Origin of the sequence: Nostoc sp. (assembly GCF_036917775.1) — a bacterium.
Taxonomy (GTDB): Bacteria; Cyanobacteriota; Cyanobacteriia; order Cyanobacteriales; family Nostocaceae; genus Nostoc.
In genome coordinates, this window is record NZ_JBALEQ010000091.1 from 1 (window position 1) to 26531 (window position 26531).

Below are 26531 nucleotides of genomic sequence, written 5' to 3' on the forward strand. Positions count from 1 at the left end.
ATTCTCATCATCGTCTCTAATCCTGTTGAGAATTAGCTTTTAGCTTTTGTTAAGAAAGATGTGACTAATGGATAGCTTAAAAAGGGGGACTTTGAATTCCGGTTCCCCCCTTTTTTAAGGGGGGTTAGGGGGGATCTATAAGTGCCTAAAGTCACAGCAAAATACTTTTAAAATATCCTCTTAAACCTAAAGTTATGAAAAAGCAATCTACAGAAAATCTATTGAATCTAAAAAATTTACACAAGTCTTTTAAATTGATTGGATTAATATTGCTAATATTTGGCTTTGCTTTTTTGTTAAATACAGACTTTGCCTTAGCACAAGAATCTGTAAATCCAAATTCTTTCAATCCCCAAGCTATTTTACGCGCAGCCTTACAGTGGATTAATAGCCTGGGTGCGTTGGGAGCGATCGCTTTTATTGCCCTTTACATTATCGCCACTGTTGCTTTTTTCCCTGGTTCTATTCTCACCTTGGGAGCCGGTGTAATTTTTGGCGCAGTTTGGGGTTCTCTCTACGTGTTTATCGGTGCAACCCTTGGCGCTACAGCAGCTTTTCTCGTTGGACGTTATTTAGCAAGGGGTTGGGTTGCTGGTAAAATCGCAGATAACAAAAAATTTGCCGCCATTGACCAAGCCGTTGGTAGAGAAGGATTAAAAATCGTCCTGCTAACGCGACTCTCGCCAATATTTCCTTTCAATTTATTAAATTATGCCTTTGGTATCACGGGAGTTTCACTTAAAGATTATTTCATCGGCTCTGTAGGCATGATTCCTGGAAGCATTATGTACGTTTATATAGGTTCCCTTGCAGGTAATTTAGCGATGATTGGCACTGAGGCTCAACCTACTAACCCAACTTTACAATGGGCGATTCGAATTTTTGGTTTGATTGCGACAGTAGCCGTTACAGTTTATATAACTCAGATTGCACGTAAAGCTTTAGAAGAGGAATTGTAAGTACTCTATCAATACGGTTCGGTTAAGGCAAGAGACGCGATAAATCGCCGTCTCTACAAAGGATTGATTATTGTAAAGACGACGATTTATCGCGTCTTTGTGATCTACGGCGTGTCATCAAAAAAACTTATCCGAACCGTATTGAGTACTCTACTGTGGCCTATTCAACAGCAAATTGCTGTAAATTATCGATATTGAAACGTTTATACAGGAAAACTTTAATCGTATCTGTCAATTCCCAAACGGACAAAACAATTCAAAGGCTGTATTTATTATTAAACAAACATAAAAAACAAGAGACTGAACCACCTAAATTTATTTCCTCCCAAAGGTAGTTGACTTTAGTATTTTCAATTCTTAAAAGAGGTTTCGCCAATGACCAATTCAGATTTAGAGAGAGTCACGGTTCGCCCAACGGATGAGTATAATCAAAAGTTGGTGTCTTACGTCCATCCGCCAAATTGGGTTAATCCTGAACCCGCAGATGTTTACGATTTGGTAGTAATTGGGGCTGGTACGGCGGGATTAGTTGTGGCGGCGGGGGCTGCGGGTCTAGATTTGGGTTTAAAAGTGGCGTTAATTGAAAAGCATCTCATGGGTGGAGATTGCTTAAATGTTGGTTGCGTACCATCTAAAACTATTATTCGGTCTGCCCGTGTAATTGGCGAAATCTGGGATGCTAAAAACTTGGGAGTTAATATTCCCCAACATAATATAGATGTTGATTTTCCCAAAGTCATGGCAAGGATGCGGCGGGTTAGGGCTGATATCAGCCCTAACGACTCGGCGGAACGGTTTCAAAAGTTGGGTGTCGATGTCTTTTTGGGTAGCGGTCGATTTGCAAGTAAGAATACCGTGGAAGTTGGCGGTAAAACCCTGCGGTTTAAAAAAGCTGTAATTGCTACTGGTGCAAGAGCCGCAAAACTGTCGATTCCGGGAATTGAAAAGGCAGGTTATCTAACGAATGAGACGGTTTTTTCGCTGATTCAACGACCGGAACGTTTAGCGGTGATTGGTGGCGGCCCCATTGGTTGCGAATTGGCGCAAGCTTTCCGGCGTTTGGGTTCTGAGGTGGTACTTTTCCATAGCGGTTCTCATCTTCTGAATAAAGAAGACGCTGAAGCTGCTGAAATTCTGCAAAAGGTTTTGATTAGGGAAGGAATTCGCGTGGTGTTGAATTCCAAATTAGAAGAAGTAGTAACTGTGACTGAGGGGAAACGGCTTTATTTTTCCTCTAATGGTCATCGAGATTCGGTGACAGTAGATGAAATTTTAGTCGGTGCGGGGCGATCGCCAAATGTCGAAAATCTAAATTTAGAAGCTGTGGGTGTAGAATACGACAAGCACCAAGGCGTGAAGGTAAATGATTACCTCCAGACGACCAATCCCAAAATTTATGCAGCTGGCGATATCTGCATGAACTGGAAGTTTACCCATGCTGCTGATGCTGCGGCGCGGATTGTGATTAAAAATACGCTATTCTCTCCCTTTGGCATCGGACGCTCGAAACTCAGTAGTTTGGTGATGCCGTGGGTAACTTATACTGACCCAGAAATTGCCCACGTGGGGATGTACGAACACGAGGCGCAGAAATTGGGTATTGAGGTGACAACAATTAAGATACCTTTTAGTAGTGTAGACCGAGCGATCGCAGATGGTGAAGAATCAGGATTTCTGAAAATTCACCATAAAAAGGGGTCTGATGAAATTATCGGTGCAACTATTGTCGCCAGTCACGCAGGTGAGATGATTTCAGAATTAACTACAGCAATGGTGAATAAGCTCGGTTTGAGTAAGTTAAGCAGTGTAATTCATCCTTATCCCACTCAAGCTGAAGCTATTAAAAAAGCCGCTGATGCTTATCGCCGCACACTCTTGACATCAAATACCAAAAAATTGTTGGGATTTCTAACAAAGTTATCTTGACAAAAATCAGTGAACAGTTATTCGACTGTTCACTGATAATTGATACAGGATTTTTCAAGTAAATGAGGTATGAAGTACAGGATTAAAAATCAGACATAAAAAGTTTACTTCCTTCTTCCTACCTTCTTCAAATTATCTCTAAGCAGGTCGGAAGCGATCAATTTCACCCCCGGTCAAGTTTGCGTAGTACAGATTACCATCTAGTCCAGTAGTGATTTGTGTAGGCACTCCTAGATTTGGCGTGTCTGCTTTGGAAGCAAACCGCTTAACAGAGACAAGTTTACCCTGGCTATCAAATGTCAAAGCATCGATAGTTCCTTGACTGAAATCACCAACGAATAACGCACCTTGATAGATTGAGGGGAAAGTATTGCCTGTGTAAAAGTCACCCATAGTAATCGAATTGGAACTAAAATGCTTGTAAGTATAGACTGGTGCTGTAACAGTTTTGCCACTACTATAAAAGTCTTTTGCTGCTTGTAGGGTTGCATATTTTGGTTGTTGCAAGCTGACGATGTTGCCATTTGCATCAAGACCACCTTCATAGAACGGCCAACCAAAGTTAGCTCCTGGTTTTCCGATATTGACCTCTTCGTAAGTATCAAAGCCAACATCACCAATAACAGGCGTATTAGTCTTCTTATCAATTGTGAAACGGAAGGGGTTACGCAGACCTAAGTCATAGACCTTGGAACGATTGCTATTGGGATCGCCGTTATAGAAAGGATTATTTGATAAACCTTGACCAGTAATCGCATCAATATGCAGTATCTTGCCGGACAGATTATCAATATCCTGAACGCGAATTGCTCGTGGATCTATCCCGTTGTAGGAAGTCCCGTCTCCTAAGCTTACAAACAGAGAACCATCGGTACCAAAGCGCACAGCACCAACTGAGTGAGATTCACTATCGTTGGCTATAAAATTCTGGACATTTTGGACTTTATCGAGATTATTGAGATAATCCTGCAAGCTAGTAAACTGCTTACCAGTATCTTTGTTAATAATTCCTGATGGTGCGTAGCCAAGTGAGACATTTGTGCTATTTCCATCTGGACGGCTAATATTCTCCCAAGTGCCATTAGTACCCAGTAGCACAAATTCGCTGCCAGCAATAGCAGTAGTGTAATTCGTGTTGGGGTCAGCTGTCACACGAGTTAGCCGTGCAGTCCGATTCCCATTCTGATCGGGATTGTCCAATGTGCTATTGGCATTGTTCTTAGAGTTGTTTGGATTAGTTTCTGGTGGATCGTAAGTGTACAACAGGTAAACATAGTTGTTGCCAGTTGGACTTTTGCCAAAATCTGGATGTACAGCAATGCCTAAAAGACCGCGATCGCGCGTGTCATTTACCTGTGCAGAAATATCGATAAATGGTGTTGCTAATAATTTGCCGTTGTCTAAGACTCGCACTACCCCATTTTTCTGGGCAATGAACGTCCGCTTCTGGTCAGCTGTCCAGTCAAAAGCTGTGGGTTGATTCAAACCAGAAGCTACCGTCTCTAAGGTAAACTTAGTAGTGTCATTATCAAGAATCGTGATAGTTGTCTGTTCATTAGTTAGTTTGACTCCAACTGCATTACTAAATTTGAGAGTAAATGCTTCATTTGATTCCTCAACGTTGTCATTAATAATGGGGATAATAATGTTTTGCTGGCTTTGTCCTGCTATAAAACTCAAGGTTCCAGATTTACTTTGGTAGTCTGAGCCAGCTTTAGCAGTTCCATCTACGGTTATGTAGTCTAGACTAGCAGCCCCTACAGTGTTACCCCGTGTAGCTATCACCGTAGCTGTACCAGCACCCTCATTAATTACTGGCGCGCTGAAATCGACACCACCAGAGCCATCGTTATCTTGAATCGTAATTCCGAGAGTTCTTTGGAGTCCTAGTGTTGCTCCCCCTGGCTGATCGATAAGAAAACTAAAGGTTTCATCTACTTCTATTAATGAATCGTCATTGATCGGAATTGATACCTGTCTGCTGCTTTCTCCCGGCGCAAAAATAATTGTTCCAGCGCTTTCGGTGCCATCACTTCCGTAGTCAACTCCTGCTGTGCCATTACCAGCTATGGTTGCATACTTGATTGAAGATGTGCTACTTAAATCACCACTCCTGAGCAAAGTTATGGTAGCATTACCAGCGCCTTCGTTCAGAGTTGTAGAAGATGATCCTAATGTGATTGTGGTCTGAAGAACTGGTGAATACAGTTGTGACTGAGGAATGATTTCTTTGGTCTGAGAAGCACTCGACCAAGCCAGTTTGGAAACGGCAGTGACAGTATTTTCGAAGTATTCAAGCTTAATATCGTACTTCTGACCTGCAACTAGTGCGATCGAGCCAGTGTTTTCTGTAGGTGATTGATTGACAAACTTATTAATGATTTGTTGACCATTGACCCACAGCCGCACACCATCATCGCTAGTGGTATAGAAGTTGTAATTCTCGCTGTACTTGGCTTGTACCTGACCTGTCCAACGTGCTGAGAAGGTATCTGGAGCAATGAACGGTTCTGGAGAATTAAGACCCCAGTCAAAGTTCACTGTCGCATCTGTACGGGTTTGCTTCAGGTTGGTAAAGTCGATGTTGTCGTAGTACTCTGCTTTAAGTCCGTTGCCGTTGCCATTAGCACTTTGACTATAAAGTTGTGACTGAGGAATGATCTCTTTGGTTTGAGAAGCACTTGACCAAGCCAGTTTGGAAACAGCAGTGACTGTATTTTCGTAGTATTCAAGTTTAATATCGTACTTTTGACCTGCAATTAGTGCGATCGAGCCAGTGTTTTCTGTAGGTGATTGATCGACAAACTTATCAATGATTTCTTGACCATTGACCCACAGCCGCACACCATCATCATTACTGGTATAGAAGTTGTAAGTCTCGCTGTACTTGGCTTGTACCTGACCTGTCCAACGTGCTGAGAAGGTATCTGGAGCAATGGTCGGATCTGGAGAACCAAGACCCCAGTCAAAGTTCACCGTCGCATCTATGCGAGTCTTCTTGAGGTTAGTTAAGTCGATGTTGTCGTAGTACTCTGCTGTGAGTCCGTTGCCATTACCACTAGGAGGTACGTTGCTCTGGCTATAAAGTTGGGACTGAGGGATGATTTCTTTGGTCTGGGAAGCACTTGACCAAGACAGCTTGGAAATTGCAGTGACAGTGTTTTCGAAGTATTCAAGCTTAATATCATACTTCTGACCTGCAACTAGTGCGATCGAGCCAGTGTTTTCTGTAGGTGATTGATTGACAAACTTATTAATGACTTGCTCACCATTTACCCAGAGTCGCACACCATCATCGCTAGTGGTATAGAAGTTGTAAGTCTCGCTGTACTCGGCTTGTACCTGACCTGTCCAACGCGCTGAGAAGGTATCTGGAGCAATGGTCGGATCTGGAGAACTAAGACCCCAGTCAAAGTTCACGGTCGCATCTGTACGGGTTTGCTTCAGGTTGGTAAAGTCGATGTTGTCGTAGTACTCTGCTTTGAGTCCGTTGCCATTACCAATAACAGGTACGTTGCTCTGACTATAAAGTTGTGACTGGGGAATAATTTCTTTGGTCTGAGAAGCACTCGACCAAGCCAGTTTGGAAACGGCAGTGACGGTATTTTCGAAGTATTCAAGCTTAATATCGTACTTCTGACCTGCAACCAGAGCTATTGAGCCAGTGTTTTCTGTAGGTGATTGATTGACAAACTTATTAATGATTTGCTTACCATCCACCCAGAGTCGCACACCATCATCACTAGTAGTATAGAAGTTGTAAGTCTCGCTGTACTTGGCTTCTACCTGACCTGTCCAACGTGCTGAGAAGGTATCTGGAGCAATGGAAGAATCTGGAGAACTAAGACCCCAGTCAAAGTTCACCGTCGAATCTATGCGGGTTTGCTTCAGGTTGGTGAAATCGATGTTGTCGTAGTACTCTGCTTTGAGTCCATCTCCCTGAGAAAGCAGACTGGAACTAGCTTGAGAAGTAATACTTGGCAGCAGCGCCTTATTTAGGTCTGAGGTTTGTTGAGGTATAGCAACAACTTGATTCTGTAATTCACTCATTGAAATATAAGCCTCACAATAGTGCTAGAACTAATTCCATATTTAATGTTGTGGAACTAGTTTTATAATGGGTATTTCCAACAAAAAATGCGTAACTATAATTAGGTAAAAACATATTAATAAGATAACAATAAATTGTCTTGTTAATATATTTATTGCATGTAATATTTTATCTTAATTGCTGATAAAAACCATTTTTTTACATGATCATTCGCGGATATCCATTTCTAATGGGCTGCCTATTTGTATCAACCTCAAAATGAACGACTATGACCTGATATACCTTTCTATATATTCTTTGAAAGTAGATTATATAGAAGAATGGATACTACAATAAATGCTTGATATTAATTATCAGAAGGGTAAAATAGTCCTTATAAATTGTTATTTTTTGTCGCAAGCTTATGATTTTTTTATTAATTCACTTTGGGGAATTTAATTAAAAATTATAAGTAACCTCTCTTGAGAGCTTTTAATCTAACTTATATGCAGTTATATAAATTTGAAACAAAGCAAAACTCAAGATTTCAGATAAATGCTTAAGTAGTCGAACATTATATTTTACGTAACCATACTTAAAGTACTGCCATTAGATTAATCAACTACACATTGGACACTATATCACGGTGTTATGTCTATCTTTTTTATAGAACTTTATTTAAATATTCATATTGCTATATACCTTTTTAAAGGAATATAAAAGTTTTAATGATTTTTATATAAAAATCGCCAATATAGTGAATTATGCCATGTCTTCTAGCCTCATATTTCTTAATAACGTGAAAATTATATAAAGAAAGTTTTTAATATTTAAAGATTCGAAAAAGTAATATTTATCTATGCTTCATCTTGACTATTAATTCATATCTTTGTGAGCAGAACAGGAGAGAGGCTTTGCAACCTAGTTGTTGTTTTTCTCCACTTATATCAAAACCACCCTGCCTTCTCGACAGGGTAGGGGGGAATTCAAAGCCTCTCGATCTTTCGCAAAGAGGTATGTAAGCGTGGTTTATAGTATAATTAACGACTTTCCAAACATCCTCTTAAACTCAATACGCTTGGGTTAAGGGCTACTGGCAAAAATTTTGGGTTTTTGAGACGCAATAAATCGCCGTCTCTACAAGTGTTTTGGGCTTATCTGACTTGTATTGCTCTTAAACTAGGGTGTAAGTGGAAATATTCAAGCTGATTTGAGGACAACAAGAAACCACCGAAGATATCTATACCTTGGGTAGTAGTGTGCAGTCGGGGACGACAACTATTTTCAGATGAATTTATTAGAAATTGCTCAAAACCGGGTTGTATTTGGTTGTTGAGTTTTACTTATATCTCATACACCATTACAGGAAAAATTATTAAGTCACAAGAGAAAATCTTAACAAAATTGGTAACACTGACCGCGTTTATCCCTTTGCTGATTATGCTGGTGGTAATCGTGTGTGTCCAGTCTTCTACAGTGGTGATTTGAGGGATGAACACCGATGAAATGCGATCGCTTGGCAGATTGCAGATAGTTGGCCGCGAAACGATCGCTACTGTATGGCTTTACTTTCTGCAAGGGCGATTAGAAGTAGCGATCGCGGTATGTGCCTGGTAGCTATTTCTGTATTAATTTTTAATCTCTAAGCTAATCGTCATTTAAATTGCATCATTTTCAAAACCACAAATGACTATTTTTTACAATTCTGATTCTGTAACTGGAGCAACAATTTCGCCAGTACCCAATTGCAGTATCATGTCTTGTTCAGTAATTAATCCAGTCAGTTCTTTTACTTGTAAATTCATTTCTTCACAAGCTTGTCTGAGTTCTCGGGCAAATTTGTTGAGGTCTTGACCATAGCCACATTGATAAGCAGCAGTTTCAATTCCTTGCTTGGCATTTGCTCTAGCACAATCTACTAGTTCTGTGCCATATAGTGGTGTAGGAGATGCCATAGACGTAGTTGTTATCTCTAAATGTATGCTGCTCAATAGACTATCAATATTTCAATTTTTACTCATCCCTCTAATGGAAGACCATGAGGGTACAATTAGGTGTGAAGAGTTGGTAGTTAGAAGTTAAGGTTCTTGCGTTACTTTTATAGTGAGAATGAAAATTAGCTCAATTTTAATAATCACAATTTAGTATATTCGATGTCTGAAGTTGAGATACTGTAATAGGTTACAAATTTCAAGAGACTGTGTTAGTAAATTTGGATACTTATAAACCCATTAAAATAGTTAAGTCCCGAAGAATGAAAGAAATTTGGTAAGTCCTTGTAAGTTGGGATGTTCATTGGCTTGAGTAGATAATGTTATGTTGAATTTTTTAGGTTTTTTAGAGTTACTTTAACTTAATATATAAAGTTTTGTATCCATTTTCAAAATTTCTGGCTTGAATCATAAATTATTGCTTTTTATTCTGTTTATGAAGCATCAAGTTTTCTTAATGCTAACGTAATTCATCATTATTACGTAATAGCAAATTATATAGCAATACCGACTTATTTTTGAACAACAACATTCCCAATTTTTTAGAAAAGTTGGGAATCTAAATCTGTGGAAATATGACAGCGTGTCTTTTGACACAATTTTACTTTTACAGCAAGAATACTACGTGGTGAATGGTTTTACTTGGTGTGAAAGAGAACGTGAAAAAAGATTTTTTGTTGCTAACAGTTGCTTTACCGGGTTTACTGATAGCATTTCCTAGCTTTGCTGCTGAGAGTGAAATTGAGCAGAGAAATATTGATAAATCAACCGAAGTCATTTCCGATATTCAGAGTTTGAGTGAAGTTGAGCTACCCGCCACTAATGCCGAATTATTAACTCAACAATCTGTACCGAGTGAAGTTAATCCAGAAACTCAGCCAGATTATACAGATGATGCAGACATTTCCATAGAAGCGATCGCAGAACCAGACAACCTACCCCAATCTACACCAACTTACGTAATTGATAAAGAAGAAATTCAAAAGCAGGGTGCCACAAGTTTAGCGGATATCTTAAAAAGAATGCCTGGTTTTGCAATCAATGACGTAGGGCATGGTGCAGATATTCACACAGGTACATACTATCGTGGAGCCTCAATTAATCAGTCTGTATTTCTAATTAATGGCAGACCAATTAACAATAATGTCAACACTTATCATGGTGGAACTGACTTAAATAGCATTCCTGTAGAGGCGATTGAACGAGTGGAATTATATAGCGGCACAGCCTCCGCTTTGTATGGTTCCTCAGCCTTTGGAGGAGTTGTAAATATCATCACCAAGGAAGGTTATGGTAAACCTGAATTGAGCGCTAGTGCAGAATTTGGCTCATTGAGTTTAAATAATCAACAAGTAACTTATGGTGGTTCATCCAATAATGTCAAATATAACTTTAGCTTTGAAAGATTCTTTACAGATAACCGTTATCGCGTGCCTGTAGGTGCAGCAAATCGTGATGAACAGGGATTTTTATCAAATGCAGATACAGCTACAAGTACCTACTTCGGTAGCATTGGACTAGATTTAGATAAAAAAAATTCCTTGAATTTAGATGTTACTGCACTCAGCAGTCGTCGCGGCTTAATTTATTTTGGTTTCCCTCTGCAAAGAGATAGATTAGACCACGATGGTTTAAACATTGGCTTATCTTGGAAAACTCGACTAGGTAATGGGGAAAGTTCTAATCTTACAACCTCAATTGGTTATAACCAAGATTATTTCAGCACTTATGGCCCTACAGGAGCATTTTACCGTACAGGAACTTTAGATACACAACAACTTACAGCCAGAGTAGATCATGAGTGGAAAGTTACTTCCAATAATAAATTGCGCTGGGGATTAGATTTGAAAAACACCGATTTAAACGGTGATGTTTTGAGTACCAATCCTAGTAGGATTGCTACGAATGAAACTGAAGATAGGAGTTTGTTTAATACAGCTTTATTTGCTGTGAATACTTGGAATATTAGCGATGATTTTCTGATAGATTTAGGGTTAAGGCAAAGTTTTGACAGCCAGTTTGGAAATTATCTTAACCCTAGTGTTGGGTTACGTTATGCAGTCACACCAATAGTAGCAGTGCGTGGAAGTTGGGCAGGGGCACAACGCAATCCTGGGTTAGATCAGTTGTATGTTTATGATACAGTTCATGGTTGGGAACCAAACCCTGATTTAAGACCAGAAACTGGCTCTACTTGGAGTGCGGGAGTAGATGTCAATTTTTCAGATAATCTGATTGGGCAGTTTACTTACTTTGGTAGTAGTATAGGCGATCGCTTGGGAGTCATCGCCGGCAGATGGGAAAACATTGGACTAGTAGATACCAATGGTTTAGAGGTTGCATTGCAATTCAGAATTGCGGCTGGCTGGTCAACTTTCCTCAACTACACTTATACAGATGCTCAAGTAAAAACAGGCTCAGAGAGAGGTTTACAGTTAGGTTTGATTCCCTACTCTGTACTGCAAACTGGTGTAGGTTATCAAAATTCAGGTTGGCAGGCTAATTTGTATGTTACCTACAACAGTGGCACTCGCAGAGCCTTCTTTACAAACCCTGGTGACACGATTACAGATTTTTCGCCTTCTTTCGTAAATTTAGATTTGAGCGGTCGTGTACCTGTAACTACTAATGTAGGATTGACGGTTTACTTAGAAAATCTCCTCGGTGAGCAATATGAGCGAGTTAATCGCATTTATAGCCCTGGATTTACTTTTCGTGTGGGTTTAAGCGCCAATTTTTAGGTGTTAAAATCTCTGCGTTCTCTGTGACTCTGCTATTTATTGAACCACAGAGGCGCAGAGAACACAGAGAATAGAGAAGTTTTTTGGTCGCTATACAACATCGTGCGTTAGGCTAAAGCCGTAATGCACCCTATTTAAGATTTATTTTTAATTTAAAATCTAAAATTGCGATGAGAGCTAGAATTGACAATCAAATACTTTTTATCCACCACGAAGATTTACCAGAGTTTAAGAAAGGTGGTTCGGTGGTAAGGAATTCTTATTTCTGGGCCTTACGTTCAATTGCCGCTCATGCTTCGCGTTATCGTGATTGGGAATACGAACCGGAGGTTTGGCTAGCACTTTCAAGAATGCTGTTATCTTTTGCTGAATCTGGGTATTTGGGTCTTAGAGAAACTTTGCTGGAGTTTCCTTTTTCTCAAGGGGAAATTCCTAGTTTGCTGCGAGATGTATCTACTTTTGAGTAAGCAAAATGAACTTTTGTGAAAGCATTTAAGTATTTTGAGAAAGTAATCAGCAAATATGCTTGATAATTAAAAATTACGGCTCAAACGCTACATTACCAAAATAATCCTTGAATTTATCGGGCACTCGTAAGAGGTTCAATCCGTCACGATTAGTCATCATAGACAAACTCTAGTTAATAGTAGGGGTTGTTTTGACAAAACAATTAAGATGGTGCAGGAAAAAACGTGAAAATAGCGATTATTGCGAAAACATTAATTACATCTATCGGTTTATTAGCTTTATTTTCTCCAAGTCAAGCATCGGCTCAACTCATACCGCAACCTTGGGTTTCAGTCGGTGGAAAAGATGGTGATATAACTTATGCTGTAGGCGCTAGAGCTTTAAATTTTGGGGTTGAGGTAGGAACTGGGCCTGATGGTGCTACGGGAGTAGATGTTTTGAAATTTATCAGTTTGCCTGTCATCTCACCTTATGTAGGAGTTGGACTTTATTCAGAAGATAAAGGTGTTGCAGTTTCCGGTGGTGTTCAGGTAGGTGCTACTGATAACGTTTTTGTTGGTGCTGGTTACAATTCTATTCGTGGCTTTAACGGGCAACTGGGAATCAGATTTTAACTAATTCGTAATTCGTAATTCGTAATTCGTAATTATTGGTGATCTTGAATTAGTTGGGGTCTAAATATACAACTAATTCAATTATGGATATCAATTACGAATTAATATTATGCAGGGGGAATAATTGAAGTTGAGATTAGTTCTCTGACATGAACTGCGGAATCTTGTTGTAATGCTGATGCCACGATCGCTTCACTCTCAACTATACTCAATCGAGCGATCGCCTGTTTCACTCCAGGTATACTTTGAGGATTGACGCTCAACTCATCCAGCCCTAAACCTAATAAAATTGGTGTTGCTATAATATCTGCTGCCAATTCTCCACATAATCCTACCGAAATTCCGGCAGCATGGGCAGCTTTGATAGTTCGCTGCACCATTCGCAGCACGGCTGGATGTAGTGCATCAACCAAATTTGCCACGCGGGGATTAGTGCGATCGCTAGCCATGACGTACTGACTCAGATCGTTAGTCCCTATACTAAAGAAGTCTACTTCAGCTGCTAACTGATCTGCGATCGCAACTGCTGACGGAACCTCCACCATAATCCCCACTTCCATCGCTGCATCAAAGGGGATACCAGCTTGATTTAATTCAGCCTGGACTTCACTTAAAATTACCTTAGCTGCACGTACCTCTGTCACAGTGGCAATCATCGGGAACATGATCTTAATTTGATGTCCTACACTGGCTCTCAAAATTGCCCGTAACTGAGTTTTGAAGAGTTCTGGATGATCCAAACAGAAACGAATTCCCCGCCAGCCTAAGAAAGGGTTCGCTTCTGGAAACCCGACTCTCAGATAAGGAAGTGGCTTATCACCACCGACATCTAAAGTACGAATAATTAGCGGACGATTATCTAAAACTTGGGCGATCGCCTGATACACTTCAAGTTGTTCTTCTTCTGTGGGAGCGCTGATTCTATCTAAATAAAGAAACTCTGTGCGGAGTAATCCCACCCCTTCTGCACCGCTAGCCACAGCAACTTGCACATCATTTATACTACCAATATTGGCGAAAACGCTAACTTGCCGACCATCAAGAGTAATTGCTGGCTGGTGTGCCGTTGCTTGTGCTTCTTGTTGGGCAATTTGCCAAGCCTCTCGCTTTGCCTCCAGTAAATCTAGGATATGTGATTCTGGTTCTACCCAAGCTTTGCCACTTTCACCATCAAGCGCCATGAGTGTACCATCTGCCAAGTGCAACACCTGGGAATCCACTCCCAAAACTGCGGGAATACCCAATGTCCGGGCGATGATGGCGCTGTGAGAGGTGGCGCTACCAGAAGTTGTACAAATACCTAATACCATTCTCGGATCTAGTCTAGCGGTATCTGAGGGCGTTAAATCAGTCGCTACTAAAATTGCCGGTTCCGCAAGATGCAAGTTAGCAGGGGCATTCCCAGCTAGTAATCGTAGTACCCTTTGCCCTACGTCAACAACATCCTCAACTCGCTCTTGCAGATAAGCATCCTCAAGTGTTCGGTAGGAAGTTACCACCTGATCGACTACGGCTTGCCAAGCTGCTTCAGCATTTATATGGTGGTCTAAAATGCGCTGATGAGCCGCTTCCAACAATACTGGATCTTCTAAAAATAGTAATTGGGCATCGAAGATGGCGGCTTCAGCGTCACCAATTTGCAGAGATGCTTGGGAAAAAACTGCTTGGATTTCTTGTCGAGCAGTTTGAATTGCTGCTTGTACTCTTTGCCACTCTGATTCAGGATCGTCTACATGATATTCTGTAATCGAAATGTGAGTGGGTTGATAATTAACCACAGGTGCGATCGCTACTCCCGCAGAAGCAGCAATTCCTGAAAGTTCGCCGTGAGTCGCTGGGGTAACTTCGTGGTGAAATACTGGTGGAGAATTCAAGGCAACATTATCTTCACCAAAATTATTTGCGAATAACGCCTGTAATGCCGCTAGCGCTTCATCTGCATCTGAACCGGTGGCAGTAATCACTAGTTCGTGTCCTTGACGCACTCCTAAAGTGGTGACTTGGTTAATACTGTCACCCCGAACTAGCTCAGTATTTCTAGTTAAATTCTGCACCAGAATTTGAGATTTAAATCGGGCGACGGTTCCCACAAACTGCGCTGCGGGACGGGCGTGTAATCCTAAGCGATTGCTAACAATTAGCCGGATTTCTTTGACGGGAAATTCTGAATTTCTTACTTCGATGTTGTCACTAACAACTGACAACGGACTTACACCCAATTGAGTTGCTTTTGCTAGGAGTGCGCCGCGTGCTTCCGCCATGACTTGGTGAATGTTTCTACCAGCCGCCGCCGCAACCACAGCAGCGATCGCACCTTCTACTAGAGGTGCTTCACACAAATACACTTTTTGTTGTTGTGCTTCTGGCAAAAACTCGATGGCCATTTCTGCACTTAGCAAAGCACTACCCAAGTCCATTAATACCAAAACACCATCATCAGAGAAAACAGAAGCGATCGCTTCATAAACCTGAATCGGATCTGTACCCAATGGATTTTCAGGATCTTCAATACCTGCTGCAACAGCGATGGAAACTTGGCCCTGAACCATTTGCGCGGCGAGTTCCCGCACACCTAGAGCTAGTTGTTTACTGTGAGAGACGATAACAATTCCAATCGCTGCCATACCGCCAAACTTGTTAAGAGGTTTGCGTTTAGCTCGTTATCCATTCCAATTTCCCATTCCGCACCGCTAGAAACAGCATTTATCTTGACTAAAATTGCAATTCCCCGAAGATATTTCGGTCTTTCCAGCTAGAAATACGAATAAAATAGCCTTCTTTTACAGAAATACGTGGTATCCACTCATAAACACCATCGCTAGCGGTACGGGAAGAAATATTTTGGATAAGTTTGTCTCCATCGTACAGCTTAATCGAGACATCGCTATCAAAATTATCTTGCCACAATATTAAATAGGGCTGATCCTTCTTGGGAAGTACTTTAGCAGTTAGCTGACCAATCAGTATTTTTGGTGCAACCTGATTTTTTGTTGTCTTACGGAATCCCAAATAATGAGGAAGGTTTCGGAACGCAGGATTTTCTTGCGGATTAGACAGTTGAGGAACAATAATATTTCCGTTTTGGGAATTGAACAAATAAGTTGATCTGCCGCCGTCAACAGTAATGATGTCGCCTTTAACTCCTAATTTACGTAATAAATCGGCTGCCTCATCCAGAGTTGCTTTGTTCACCGTCATAATCAACAATAACTCGTCACCTTTAACACTATCTTTGTTTAGAGTACCGATGACTTGATACTTATTTGCTTGGTTTTGAGCTAAGACTTTCGCTGGATGATCGCTGTATCGGTAAGTGACGATCGCATTTTTGACTCTATTTTGGTTGAGAGGTGCGCCGCTAACCTGGTTGTAATCGGTAATGTATGCCTGCTTATTATCCCAGACTAGAGCTTTGAGGCGAATATTACTATAGTATTTATCTTTTGGTTCTTTGATTGGCCCATAAGGGCTATTGCCACCACTGATGACTACACCATTTAATTTAATTGGAAAGGATAATTGAGTACTAGACTCGTATTGCTCAAAAAAAGAGCAATTAATTATTGAGAAAACGTTATTTGAGTAAAGTTTCTTATATTCTTCTGCAACTTCAGAAAACAATTTTCTATTGAAAAAAGGACTGTAATATTTACTTTCTCCCTGATAATATTTACCCTCATTTATACCCATATTATCTACTTCTCCGATAATTTGATCTATGTGCATTTTGCGGAGATCGATAACTTGTAAATAAGCTTCATTCCCATTGGTTAATTCCTTTTTATATAAAGCCGCTCCGTCTATAGCCTGGAGAGGCTGATAAGAAGATAAAGGGTTGAAAGTTTGGGAAATCCAAAAGCTACTCAGAATTGGCAACAAAAAAAGCAATAAATTGATTACAAAATTCATGAGTATTTGGTTGAGTTATAAATAAGTATTGGAAATTATAATTGAAATTTAAATATTAGCCAAATTTTTAAATCTAAGCTTTGAGTTCAGAAGGTGAAGTTTCAGATTCTAAAGTCCAAGTTTTAAGTTCAATTAAAATTAGATCCCCGACTTCTTGAAGAAGTCGGGGATCTGGACATCGTGCATTTTCACAATTCATTTAAGATTGCTATAAAACTTATACATTGACAGGAAAAATCAAGTATAGATGATTTGAAAAATCAGATCCATTGGGGATCTTAACCTAACTGTATTTTAAATGCTTGTGCGATCGCTCTCAAAATCTCAACGTTGAGCCTCTGAACTTGGAACTTCGACCTTTTTACTCGAACGTTGAGCCTCTGAACTCGGAACTTCGACCTTTTTGCTCGAACGTTGAGCCTCTGAACTCGGAACTTTGACCTTTTTACTCGAACGTTGAGCCTCTGAACTCGGAACTTTGACCTTTTTACTCGAACGTTGAGCCTCTGAACTCGGAACTTCGACCTTTTTGCTCGAACGTTGAGCCTTTGAACTCGGAACTCCGACCTTTTTGCTCGAACGTTCAAGCTTTGAGCTTTAAACTTGCACTTCAACAGTGCAATTGATGAATTATTTCCTACGGTGCTACCTGTTGAGACTTGACTTTCCGATTTTTACGAGAAAACCGTTGCCCCATTTCTTCAACCATCGTATCTAAACCTGTCCCCTGACCACTGACTTTAGCATAGTTATACACTTGCAAGGCGGCTGCATAAGCTTCGCTGCCTACTGCCAAGGATGTATCATCTACCAAATCTTGCAATTGTGTCAACGAGAGCAATAGTGGATACAACGCTTCAAATAACTGGACATCTTTTCGCATCTCATCTATGTCAAACGATCGCGGTAAGAACTCTGGGTTTTGCGTCGCTACTTCTAATGCTTTGCTTACAAACGCCCGACTTTTATCTCCCATCTTGGGTAAAGCTTTGCGGTCATCTGCACTCAAATCAACTAAAAATGGTAAGTTTTCTTTAATCGTAGCGATCGCTTGGAACACAGCATCTCTCTGCGTTTGTGCCAGTGTTGCACTAATTGAGGTGGTAGACATAAGAATAACCCTCCAGTATGTTTCTTAAATCTAGAGTGCCCAGCTATACAAATTAAATTTCAATATGGTATTTCTATCTTGTCTAATCGGCGCGATCGCATACTATATTTATCAAACAGAATTCAGGAGTCAGGAGTCAGAATCTAGAATGAATTCTGTATGACTGGCGGATGGTTTTGTAATACTAGTGGTATAAGAGATGATGGCTCAATTCGAATACAGCACTCTCGCCCATCCACAGGATATCCAGCAGTTGGAACATATCCTTGAACAGTGTTTCATCAGCGCCCTTGGTGGTGAGGAAGCTTACATCAACATGATTGGCGTAGAAAATTTCCGTATTATTCGGAGATTAGAGCAAGTAGCTGGTGGATTGGCAACTCTCGACATGGGTCAGTGGTGGGGTGGTCAACGTGTACCAATGACAGGAATTGCCGTAGTGGGCATTGCTCCAGAATATCGGGGTTCGGGGGCTGCGATCGCTCTTATGCAGCAAACCCTCAAAGAACTTTACGATAGAGGTATAGCAATTTCCGCTCTTTATCCAGCCGTTCAAGGCTTGTACCGAAAAGTAGGTTATGAACAGGGGGGTAGCTGGTGTATTTGGGAGATTGCTACCCAGAATATCCAAGTGCGCGAGCAACCCCTACCTTTAGAATTAGTAGCAAGCATCAATCATGAGGTCTTTCATAAGCTATATCAGCAGCAGGCAAGACAAACGCATGGATATTTAGACCGACATCCAGCAATTTGGGAACGAATAATTCAACCAAATGATAAGGAAATAGTCTATACCTATTTGATTGGTACTAAAGATCAACCCCAAGGCTACATCATCTTTACTCAAGAGCGAACAAATAATGGTGAAATCCTCTTCGTAAAAGATTGGGTACTAAATACAGTTGCTGCTGCACAAACTTTCTGGTCTTTTCTAGCAAGTCATCGCTCTCAAATTCAACAGGTGCGATGGAAGAGTTCTGCAATTGATTCCCTGACATTGTTGCTACCAGAGCAAACTGCCAAGATTAAGACTACGAGTCGTTGGTTGCTGCGGATAATAGATGTAGTCAAGGCGCTGGAATTGCGTGGTTATCCACCGGGAATCCAAGCCGAATTGCACTTAGAAATTCAAGATAATTTGCTAACTGGAAATAATGGTAAATTTATTCTTTCTGTCACCAACGGACGTGGTGAAGTCACAAAAGGTGGAAAAGGTGAATTACAGCTAGATATCCGGGAATTAGCGCCATTATATACAAGCTTGTTTACCCCCTACCATTTGCAAATAGCGGGAAAACTGAATGGTACAGAAACGGCTATTTTAGCAGCTACGCAAATATTTGCAGGTGCTTCGCCTTGGATGGCTGATTTCTTTTAAAGAATGGGGAATTGGGAATGGGGAATGGGGAATGGGGCATTGGGCATTGGTTATTAACTCATCTCCTCATCTCTCTCACTCACTCTGACTTACGTGAAGTACCCCAACCTGCTTCGCTGAGGTTGGGGCTTCCAACATCATTGAATCAGTGACGGTCTTATTCGTCTTCTCCCAAGGGGAGACGCTTACGCGAACGGAGTTTCCCGTATCTTCCGCCATTGCCACGTTAGGTATTTCTATTACTAGAAATTCGGGACTAAACCTGATGATGGTCTTACATAGCGTCCACAGGCAGCCGCCCGTCTACCACAGGCAGTTTGATTTTTGTTTCGCACAACACCGCTTGGATTCACGGCAATAGCCAACCAGCTAACAGTGTTCTTTCCCCGATCTACCGATTTATCTGCGGCAAGGCTCGTACACCTACTTTGAAGTTAGCCTGTCTGTTCAATACGGTCGGGAGGGTTAGCAACCATTTATATATTATCATAAATAGACGTACAGTGTACGTCTATTTATGAAAACTGGAAGATTGAATTTAAGGATATCTGAGAAGAGATTAGCTAAACTCAAAACCTATGCAGATAACAAAGAAAAAACAATTACGCAGTTGGTCGAGGATTGGATTGATAGGTTGCCACATCCTGCTAAGATTGACGACTTCTCAACCACCCCACTCCCTAATCAATCTGACGATTGATGTCGGTCGGAGGTGCTTTCGTCGTCGTCCGGTTATCCATCCCCACCGTGCAGACGGATGGGGAATTCCGCCGAATCAGTTAAACAGACAAGGGGCTTAAGCTCCTTGTCTTAAACCCCTTGTTAAAAGTAGTTTTCGTTGGTGTTGAATTTCGTTCCTCAATCTAACCTAAACCTATTAAAAATAAAGGTTTATGATTTTTCTTTGATTAAGGTAATAGAAAATGGCTAGTTAGCTCAAGAAATTTGGACTACCACTACCACCATTCTTACCAACAGCAGGAATTTCTAATAGACTATCTGTAGCTTTGCCAGTACCGTCATTGACAACGGTTGTAGAGCTACCTGATGGATGTCCATTGGGGACGAACAGTTGCGGATGGTCAAAAGGCGCTTTCTCATACCGAACTCGCTCATCAGTCAGACCTTTTAAAAAGGCGACCAATTGCTGTTTTTCTTCCGGTAAGAGACCCAGTGGGGGAAGAAGTCCTAAGTCACCACCCCGATTGTAAAAATCAATCACTTGCTCTAAGGTTGCATGACCTCCATTGTGGAAGTAGGGAGCAGTGAGTTCCACATTGCGAAGTCCAGGTGCTTTGAAAACTCCGTCTGCAAACACAAATTCAGTAGGATTCAACGGTGGATTGAAGGTGGGAGGATTTTCGCCAAGGAGAAGCTGAAATTTCCCTAACTGAGCTAATCGTGCTTCTGAAAGCGGATTACCGAAAGCGTCCTTACTACCCAAACTAGGATCTTCTGTTACAGGTGTGACACCGATATTGAAGAAGCCAGTGTCTTCAGGGGAGTTTGGAGGGAAGGGCGCACGTTTGATTCGCCCTTCTTTAGCCACATTGCTTGCTGAAGCAGCTGTCAATTCCGATCCAACGTGACAAGCAATACAGAAAGCTTTGCCCTCAAACAGTAGTTTCCCTTGTTGCTGCTCAGAAGTTAGGGCATTCGTTTTTCCTTCTAAGAAGCGATCAAAGGGGGTATCATTGGCAATGAGCGTAGACTCGTACAACTGAACTGCCAGCCCAAAGAATAGCGAGAAGTTGTACTCCATTAATGTGTACTCATTAGTCTCCAAGGAGCGATCGGGCTTTTTGACAAAAGTCCTTCTACCTTCAGCATCAACTTGGATCAGTTGATTAGACTTCCACCACTCCGGCTTGAAAGCATCTTCAATCAGCTGCCCATAAGTTCTATCTTTGAGTCCGGGTTTGGGCGATCGACTATCTGCACCTAAAACGCTGTCTTGTGGATGTACTACTTGCTTACCTAGGGGTCTTAGAGGTAATAACTTTTTCGCAAGTTTTCGGGGGAGCTTTTTACCCTTACCAACGCTGAGGGATCGTCTGTCAATTCGCCCGAACTTATCACCAATTTCTTGAAAAGTTCGACCATCAGCAGACGACTCAAAGGAACTGAGTGGCGGGCCAACCGCTTGGGATGCCAAAGATGAATTCTTCAGACTGACTTTGACAAATTCTAGTTTATTTGGGTTTGCTGCTTTAGCGATCGCAGCATTAGGATCTCTTAAACCAAAGGGATTCACCCCATTAAAGATGTTTTGTGCCCTTCCGTCCCAAAAGTTGCGGAAGTTGAATGCTGAATTAATCACGGTTGGAGTATTACGCGGCTCGACGCGGCGCACATTAACGCCTCCCACGTTAAATACTGGATCTGGCTCGTTTGTTACTTGGTCTTGTGCATTACCAGGTGTGACATCAACAAACTTACTATTGAAGATGCCCTGAGAAGAACTGACATCGTTACTATGGAAGGGAAAATCTCCTGGTTTGAGTTGATAGTTTGGTAGACCACCAACATTAAAAACTGCATCTGGATTCTCCGTACCATCAGGGTTAATCCGTAAAAGTCCAGGAGCAATCTGATTTTTGGATCTATTGTCGGCCCCAGCATGGAAGTGACAACTAGCACAGGCGGTTACGCCGTCGCTCCCAACCTGCATATCCCAAAAAAGAGTTTTTCCTAACTTTATGGCGGCTACCTTGTCTTTTACGAAGTCTCCAAGATTGTCCGGCTGCGGAACCGATATGCTTTTGAGCGAAGGTAGAGACGATGGCGTAACCTGGGCTGAGACAGTATTTCCAGCTATTATTGCTACCATTATAATGACAGCAATTGTTATAGTCTTTAAAAATCTTGATCTCAGGTAGTTAAGCTTGCCATATTTCAATCTCCACTCTTGGCGCTTTATTTTTGTCACCATAGATTTGAGCAAAAATCGAATTTTTGAGGTCAGTACTAAAGTAAATGGATAAGCTTGTAATACAAATTACTAAGCTTAAGATGGGTATAAACCCCATAATGCTTTGTACTAAATTAAAACTGAAACAAATTATACGTTTACGTGGAACCCTGAATTTTAATATTCATGTAAAGTAATTACGCAATTTAAAAATTTTGTATGAACAAGGAACGCTATGATTTAGCACTAAAAATAAATTGAGTATGTTCATAAGCTGTTCTATATTTTATTTGTTTCCATGAAGCTATTAAGATAAATTATCAATAAAAGATTGTAAAATTTATATATGCAAATTAAATATGTTTTAACTTATCATCAGCCCTACTTTGAGTAGGATACTTGAATGTCACTACATCAAAGTTCTGGTCGCTGGCGCTTAGGGCTAGTATTATCGCTATTAACGGTTTTATTGTGGGGAATTTTACCTATTGCTCTGACAGTAATTGTGCAAGTACTTGATGTCTATACGGTCGCTTGGTTTCGATTTTTAGTATCATTTTTACTACTCGCTATGTATTTAGGAATACGTGGCAAGTTACCAAAGTTAGAACAACTACGTTCTGCTTCTTGGAAATTATTAGCGATCGCTACATTATTCTTAGGGCTTAATTACTTCTTTTTTACCCAGGGTTTAGCACTAACATCACCTGCTAACGCTGAAGTTCTGATTCAATTATCTACCCTTTTATTAGGTTTCGGAGGGTTAGTGATTTTTAAAGAACGTTACTATTTGTATCAATGGCTTGGTGTCAGCGTAATGATTTGCGGTTATATTTTATTTTTTCGTGAACAACTAACAAATTTAATTACAGCGCATGGCACATATATACTAGGTAGTATTTTGATTGCGCTAGGAGCAACGGCTTGGGCGATTTATGCTTTAGCACAAAAGCAGTTATTACAATCTTTATCTTCTCCCAGTATCATGCTGATTATTTACGGGGGGTGTACTTTATTATTCACTCCTCTAGCCAAAGTAAAATCACTTTTTATACTTGATCCTTTCCATTTAGGAATGTTGGTTTTTTGTGCTTTAAATACTTTAATTGCTTACGGTGCTTTTTCCGAATCATTAGAACATTGGGAAGCATCACGAGTAAGTGCCGTAATAGCTTTAGCTCCCATTGTGACATTAATATCAGTTGCAGTTGTATCAGTTATCGCACCTGATTGGATACCATCAGAAAACTTCAGTTGGGTAGCAATATTGGGTGCAGGTTTAGTAGTTACAGGTTCAGTAGCGATCGCATTAGGGAAAGCTGATTAGTAGTAAGGATTTTCAGGATTTTTACTGTTTTCTTTATCTATAGAATCCGTGCAATATTCAAAGCTACAACATAAATACTGAGGCAGAGTATTTTTTATTTGTTATGATTTGATAGTGAAGGCGAACTACGGTAGTCACTCATTATAAGATGGATACTTTACCCATCTGTGTGACACTGTAGGATCTAACTTTTGACTTTCTAGCCAAGAAAAGAATTCTTGAAAAAGAATTCATAAATCAGAATTCAGGAGTCAGATAAAGCTTTCTACATTCGCAAGTCATACAAAATTCATACTGAATTATAACGGCTGACTCCTAAATTCTGTTTTGATAAAATTGAGGCTAAAAACTTAAAGTAAACCAAGCAGGGTGTCCGAATAACTACCAAAGCCAACACCTGATAAAAACAGACCACCGAAACAGTTGAGCGATGAATAGTTTGTTTGGTAATTGGGCCAGCAGCCTCAGAAAAAATTCCCTATTGCTGGTTCTTTCAACACTGCTGCCAACGTTTGGAATTAGTAATTCTGTCTTGGCAGCAGAGAGGATTTACGCATCTTATTCAGCTTTAGAGCTTTCCATTTCAGTCAACACTTTAGATAACTATGCCAAAACAGGTGTAATTAACGAAGATTTGGCAGCGTATCAGCAATATCTTCCTCTACAACAGCTTCCAGAATTGCGACGGATTTTAGTTAATCGTGTGAAAGTTAGTCCGGTAGTACTTTCGCAACTTCTCTACACACCGCAAGGAGAATTTTTGCTGCATCGGTTGGCACAAGTTATTAAAACCAGTCAACCAGGATTTGGTAATTTGCGTTCAGCGCTAATTTCAGCCTCTGCTGAATCGGGAGGCTTGACACTTTTGAATGTTTTGCGTAAATATCCCAGCAGCAGCATTCGTCTTGATGTTGCAGAGACTTTAGAAATAGCTACGGAATTAGAGAAACTTGTTAACCAAACCCATAGTGCGATCGCAGCAGTTTCTCAAGAGTCTAAAATAGAAGCTGCTACCACTCCACAACCAAATCTCTCGCAATTGCCTGATTTAAAGGTTCCTGGCAAGTTTAAGTCGCAAAAATACACCCTAAAGTTTTTTGACTCAAAGCGCAATCGGCTTTTATTAACTGATGTTTACATTCCCAACGTTCAAAATAATGCACCCGTAATTGTGATTTCTCACGGCTTGGGTTTAGATAGCAGCAACTTTCAATATTTAGCTACGCACCTATCTTCTTATGGATTTGCCGTTGTCGTTCCTAATCATCCTGGTAGCGATACTAAACAATTGCGTTCTCTATTAAAGGGACACGCCATTGAAGTAGCAGAACCAGGTGAATTTCAAGACCGACCAATGGACATAACATATATATTGAATCAATTGGAAAAAGGTAATCAATCTGATTCAAGGTTTAAAGGTCGCTTAAATCTGCAACAAGTCGGAGTATTTGGTCAATCTTTGGGAGGCTACACAGCTTTAGCCTTAGCAGGCGCAAAAATTAACTTTGAGCAGCTAAAACAAGACTGTCAACCAGCAGCACTGCAAAAAACCTGGAATATGTCTTTACTGCTCCAGTGTCGCGCTTTAGAATTGAGCATTAGCAAGTCTGGCAAGGATTATAACCTGCGGGATGAGAGAGTAAAAGCTGCGATCGCAGTTAATCCCATTACTAGTTCTATTTTCGGCAAAGCTGGCTTAAGTCAAATCAAAACTCCAGTAATGATTGTCAGCAGTAGTGATGATACTGTTGCACCAGCTTTATCTGAGCAAATTTTACCTTTCTCCTGGTTTGCGAATTCACACAAGTATCTCGTCACGCTTGAAGGTGGCACTCACTTTTCCACCATTGGTAATGGCAATCCTGCAAATCAACAAGTAGCATTACCTGCCGATATGATTGGTGATGCTTCGCAAGCGCGTCGTTACATGAATGTTTTAAGTTTACCTTTCTTCCAAACATACATTGCAGGAAAGCCACAATACACCCCTTACCTGAACGCCGCCTACACTCAAAGCATTTCTAGTAAGTCTCTTGGTTTAAGTCTTGTCAAGTCATTAAATACAACCGAATTAACACAATTGCTGGATATAAAAGGAGCCAACTTCGCAAAAAAAAAGTTCCTAACACCATAGTCAGCTTCGGGTTTTGGATGTTGGATATTGGTGTTGCATTACTGCATGTGATGATTTTTATTTGATTTTATAAAGACGTAATTAATTGCGTCTGTGAAGTTTATTTGCGTCTTTATAAAATCAGAGGCTCAATTCTTGCTTGCACTTCTTCAATTAGAGCCTCTTCAACTTTTTCTACAAACAAAACCTTACTAGCTTTCCAGTCTAGTGATTTGATCTGATCGGCTAGCACTACGCCACTGGTGATCATTCCGTCAGGAAGCGGAACCTCAAAGTTAAGACCTTTTTTTTGATTAGTAATTGGACAAACTATAACTATAGAAGCCATTCGATTGTATTTTAATGGCGACATAACTAAAAAAGGACGATAGCCCATCTGCTCACGCCCTTGAGGTTGTAGTTCAGTATTAAGTGTTTCAGCAATATCTTCAAATGACATTCCTGATGTTCTTAATGCTAATACACGTCGGATAGAATCAGCCGTAATTTGCGTTGTAGTTCCACAGTCTAACTTGACAATATCACCTCTATCTGGAAAGTATGGTTTAACTATCAAACTTCATTCCCCACAGCAGATCCAGTATCTATTTCAGAATGGAAATTATCTGGAGTCATACCTTCCAATAATTCATCAAGTGTATATTTTTTTCGCTGCTGCGGTGTGATTACAATACTATTGCCTGAGACACTGAAAGTTATGTCTGTCCCCTCTTTTAGATTAACTTGTTCAGCCAAAGCTTTCGGAATTCTAATAGCTAAACTGTTTCCCCACTTAGCAACAACTGTAGTCATAATTATCTCAAAATACTTTTTAAAGAATTACACACCCAAATATAAAACTTTCGGAGCTTGACGCATCTACTTTGGGCTTTTTTGCGTATCTACTTTGAAGATACCATAATCTGTAAGTGACTTACAAAAAATCCACAAACAAGCATCTCTTACAATTTTGCGCTTACCTTAGTTACTGTCAAAACCGTAACCAATACAATTGATACGCGATCGCATTCATCCTTATCGGCATATACTTTA

General features: G+C 40.5%; 18 protein-coding genes and 1 pseudogene. 10 read left to right on the forward strand and 9 right to left on the reverse strand.

Translation table 11 applies throughout. The features are described 5' to 3' along the window. Window positions 1–194 precede the first annotated feature (194 nt). Together V7K69_RS17470 and V7K69_RS17475 are read left to right on the forward strand one after the other, a co-directional pair. The gene (locus V7K69_RS17470) at window positions 195–959 is read left to right on the forward strand and encodes a TVP38/TMEM64 family protein (RefSeq protein WP_335036499.1); all 765 of its coding nucleotides are present in this window, start codon (window positions 195–197) and stop codon (window positions 957–959) included. Window positions 960–1334: 375 nt separating this feature from the next. Then, the gene (locus V7K69_RS17475) at window positions 1335–2885 is read left to right on the forward strand and encodes a mercuric reductase (protein ID WP_335036501.1); all 1551 of its coding nucleotides are present in this window, start codon (window positions 1335–1337) and stop codon (window positions 2883–2885) included. A 138-nt stretch (window positions 2886–3023) separates the two neighbouring features. Here V7K69_RS17475 and V7K69_RS17480 read toward each other — a convergent pair whose 3' ends face one another. Then, window positions 3024–6935, reverse strand: coding sequence for a PA14 domain-containing protein (locus V7K69_RS17480; RefSeq protein ID WP_335036503.1), 3912 nt, complete (start codon window positions 6933–6935; stop codon window positions 3024–3026). Window positions 6936–8132: 1197 nt separating this feature from the next. On the opposite strand from V7K69_RS17480, the pseudogene V7K69_RS17485 reads away from it, so the two are divergent. Continuing rightward, window positions 8133–8520: pseudogene (locus tag V7K69_RS17485) on the forward strand (magnesium transporter); the annotation flags it as partial. A gap of 92 nt (window positions 8521–8612) precedes the next feature. Here V7K69_RS17485 and V7K69_RS17490 read toward each other — a convergent pair. Then, a complete protein-coding gene (locus V7K69_RS17490; RefSeq protein ID WP_185582057.1) occupies window positions 8613–8870 on the reverse strand; it encodes a hypothetical protein in 258 nt (85 codons plus the stop codon). A gap of 695 nt (window positions 8871–9565) precedes the next feature. Between V7K69_RS17490 and V7K69_RS17495 the strand changes: the two genes are divergently transcribed. The 3 genes from V7K69_RS17495 to V7K69_RS17505 all read left to right on the forward strand — a co-directional run bounded on the left by V7K69_RS17495 (window position 9566) and on the right by V7K69_RS17505 (window position 12729). Continuing rightward, window positions 9566–11647, forward strand: coding sequence for a TonB-dependent receptor plug domain-containing protein (locus V7K69_RS17495; RefSeq protein WP_335036506.1), 2082 nt, complete (start codon window positions 9566–9568; stop codon window positions 11645–11647). A 170-nt stretch (window positions 11648–11817) separates the two neighbouring features. Further along, complete coding sequence (locus tag V7K69_RS17500) at window positions 11818–12114, forward strand: hypothetical protein (RefSeq protein WP_114083200.1); 297 nt, start codon at window positions 11818–11820, stop codon at window positions 12112–12114. Between the two features lie 225 nt (window positions 12115–12339). After that, the gene (locus V7K69_RS17505; protein ID WP_335036509.1) at window positions 12340–12729 is read left to right on the forward strand and encodes a hypothetical protein; all 390 of its coding nucleotides are present in this window, start codon (window positions 12340–12342) and stop codon (window positions 12727–12729) included. Window positions 12730–12836: 107 nt separating this feature from the next. Here V7K69_RS17505 and ptsP read toward each other — a convergent pair whose 3' ends face one another. The 4 genes from ptsP to V7K69_RS17525 form a co-directional block, all read right to left on the reverse strand. After that, window positions 12837–15353: a phosphoenolpyruvate--protein phosphotransferase gene (ptsP, locus tag V7K69_RS17510; protein ID WP_335036511.1), complete on the reverse strand. Its 2517-nt coding sequence runs from the start codon at window positions 15351–15353 to the stop codon at window positions 12837–12839. 88 nt (window positions 15354–15441) lie between these two features. Beyond that, complete coding sequence (locus V7K69_RS17515; protein WP_335036513.1) at window positions 15442–16638, reverse strand: hypothetical protein; 1197 nt, start codon at window positions 16636–16638, stop codon at window positions 15442–15444. Window positions 16639–16711: 73 nt separating this feature from the next. Further along, window positions 16712–16837: a hypothetical protein gene (locus V7K69_RS17520; protein WP_335036515.1), complete on the reverse strand. Its 126-nt coding sequence runs from the start codon at window positions 16835–16837 to the stop codon at window positions 16712–16714. A gap of 438 nt (window positions 16838–17275) precedes the next feature. Continuing rightward, window positions 17276–17749, reverse strand: a complete 474-nt coding sequence (locus V7K69_RS17525) for a hypothetical protein (protein WP_114083191.1) — start codon at window positions 17747–17749, stop codon at window positions 17276–17278. Window positions 17750–17948: 199 nt separating this feature from the next. Here V7K69_RS17525 and V7K69_RS17530 point away from each other — a divergent pair, with 199 nt between their 5' ends. Continuing rightward, entirely contained in the window at window positions 17949–19127 is a 1179-nt protein-coding gene (locus V7K69_RS17530) for a GNAT family N-acetyltransferase (protein WP_335036518.1), read from the forward strand. 517 nt (window positions 19128–19644) lie between these two features. Then, on the forward strand, window positions 19645–19827 hold the full coding sequence (locus V7K69_RS17535; RefSeq protein WP_335036521.1) for a DUF6364 family protein: 183 nt from the start codon (window positions 19645–19647) through the stop codon (window positions 19825–19827). A gap of 231 nt (window positions 19828–20058) precedes the next feature. Here the strand turns inward: V7K69_RS17535 and V7K69_RS17540 are convergent, their stop codons facing one another. Continuing rightward, window positions 20059–21957, reverse strand: coding sequence for a cytochrome-c peroxidase (locus V7K69_RS17540; protein ID WP_335036523.1), 1899 nt, complete (start codon window positions 21955–21957; stop codon window positions 20059–20061). A gap of 484 nt (window positions 21958–22441) precedes the next feature. Between V7K69_RS17540 and V7K69_RS17545 the strand changes: the two genes are divergently transcribed. Both V7K69_RS17545 and V7K69_RS17550 read left to right on the forward strand, forming a co-directional pair. Then, window positions 22442–23365, forward strand: a complete 924-nt coding sequence (locus V7K69_RS17545; protein WP_335036525.1) for a DMT family transporter — start codon at window positions 22442–22444, stop codon at window positions 23363–23365. Window positions 23366–23795: 430 nt separating this feature from the next. Next, the gene (locus V7K69_RS17550; RefSeq protein ID WP_335036528.1) at window positions 23796–25499 is read left to right on the forward strand and encodes an alpha/beta hydrolase; all 1704 of its coding nucleotides are present in this window, start codon (window positions 23796–23798) and stop codon (window positions 25497–25499) included. A gap of 112 nt (window positions 25500–25611) precedes the next feature. Here V7K69_RS17550 and V7K69_RS17555 read toward each other — a convergent pair whose 3' ends face one another. Beyond that, on the reverse strand, window positions 25612–26055 hold the full coding sequence (locus V7K69_RS17555) for a type II toxin-antitoxin system PemK/MazF family toxin (protein ID WP_335036530.1): 444 nt from the start codon (window positions 26053–26055) through the stop codon (window positions 25612–25614). Continuing rightward, window positions 26052–26291, reverse strand: coding sequence for an AbrB/MazE/SpoVT family DNA-binding domain-containing protein (locus V7K69_RS17560; RefSeq protein ID WP_335036532.1), 240 nt, complete (start codon window positions 26289–26291; stop codon window positions 26052–26054). Before V7K69_RS17560 ends, V7K69_RS17555 begins: the two co-directional genes overlap by 4 nt. Window positions 26292–26531: the final 240 nt, after the last annotated feature.

What these genes read in the sequence shown, in the direction of transcription:
- V7K69_RS17520 (WP_335036515.1), bottom strand. Translation starts at nt 16,837, where the DNA reads ATGAATTGTGAAAATGCACGATGTCCAGATCCCCGACTTCTTCAAGAA.
- V7K69_RS17470 (WP_335036499.1), top strand. Translation starts at nt 195, where the DNA reads ATGAAAAAGCAATCTACAGAAAATCTATTGAATCTAAAAAATTTACAC.
- V7K69_RS17530 (WP_335036518.1), top strand. Translation starts at nt 17,949, where the DNA reads ATGATGGCTCAATTCGAATACAGCACTCTCGCCCATCCACAGGATATC.
- V7K69_RS17560 (WP_335036532.1), bottom strand. Translation starts at nt 26,291, where the DNA reads ATGACTACAGTTGTTGCTAAGTGGGGAAACAGTTTAGCTATTAGAATT.
- V7K69_RS17535 (WP_335036521.1), top strand. Translation starts at nt 19,645, where the DNA reads ATGAAAACTGGAAGATTGAATTTAAGGATATCTGAGAAGAGATTAGCT.
- V7K69_RS17490 (WP_185582057.1), bottom strand. Translation starts at nt 8,870, where the DNA reads ATGGCATCTCCTACACCACTATATGGCACAGAACTAGTAGATTGTGCT.
- V7K69_RS17475 (WP_335036501.1), top strand. Translation starts at nt 1,335, where the DNA reads ATGACCAATTCAGATTTAGAGAGAGTCACGGTTCGCCCAACGGATGAG.
- V7K69_RS17525 (WP_114083191.1), bottom strand. Translation starts at nt 17,749, where the DNA reads ATGTCTACCACCTCAATTAGTGCAACACTGGCACAAACGCAGAGAGAT.
- V7K69_RS17550 (WP_335036528.1), top strand. Translation starts at nt 23,796, where the DNA reads ATGAATAGTTTGTTTGGTAATTGGGCCAGCAGCCTCAGAAAAAATTCC.
- V7K69_RS17480 (WP_335036503.1), bottom strand. Translation starts at nt 6,935, where the DNA reads ATGAGTGAATTACAGAATCAAGTTGTTGCTATACCTCAACAAACCTCA.
- V7K69_RS17515 (WP_335036513.1), bottom strand. Translation starts at nt 16,638, where the DNA reads ATGAATTTTGTAATCAATTTATTGCTTTTTTTGTTGCCAATTCTGAGT.
- V7K69_RS17500 (WP_114083200.1), top strand. Translation starts at nt 11,818, where the DNA reads ATGAGAGCTAGAATTGACAATCAAATACTTTTTATCCACCACGAAGAT.
- ptsP (WP_335036511.1), bottom strand. Translation starts at nt 15,353, where the DNA reads ATGGCAGCGATTGGAATTGTTATCGTCTCTCACAGTAAACAACTAGCT.
- V7K69_RS17540 (WP_335036523.1), bottom strand. Translation starts at nt 21,957, where the DNA reads ATGGTAGCAATAATAGCTGGAAATACTGTCTCAGCCCAGGTTACGCCA.
- V7K69_RS17545 (WP_335036525.1), top strand. Translation starts at nt 22,442, where the DNA reads ATGTCACTACATCAAAGTTCTGGTCGCTGGCGCTTAGGGCTAGTATTA.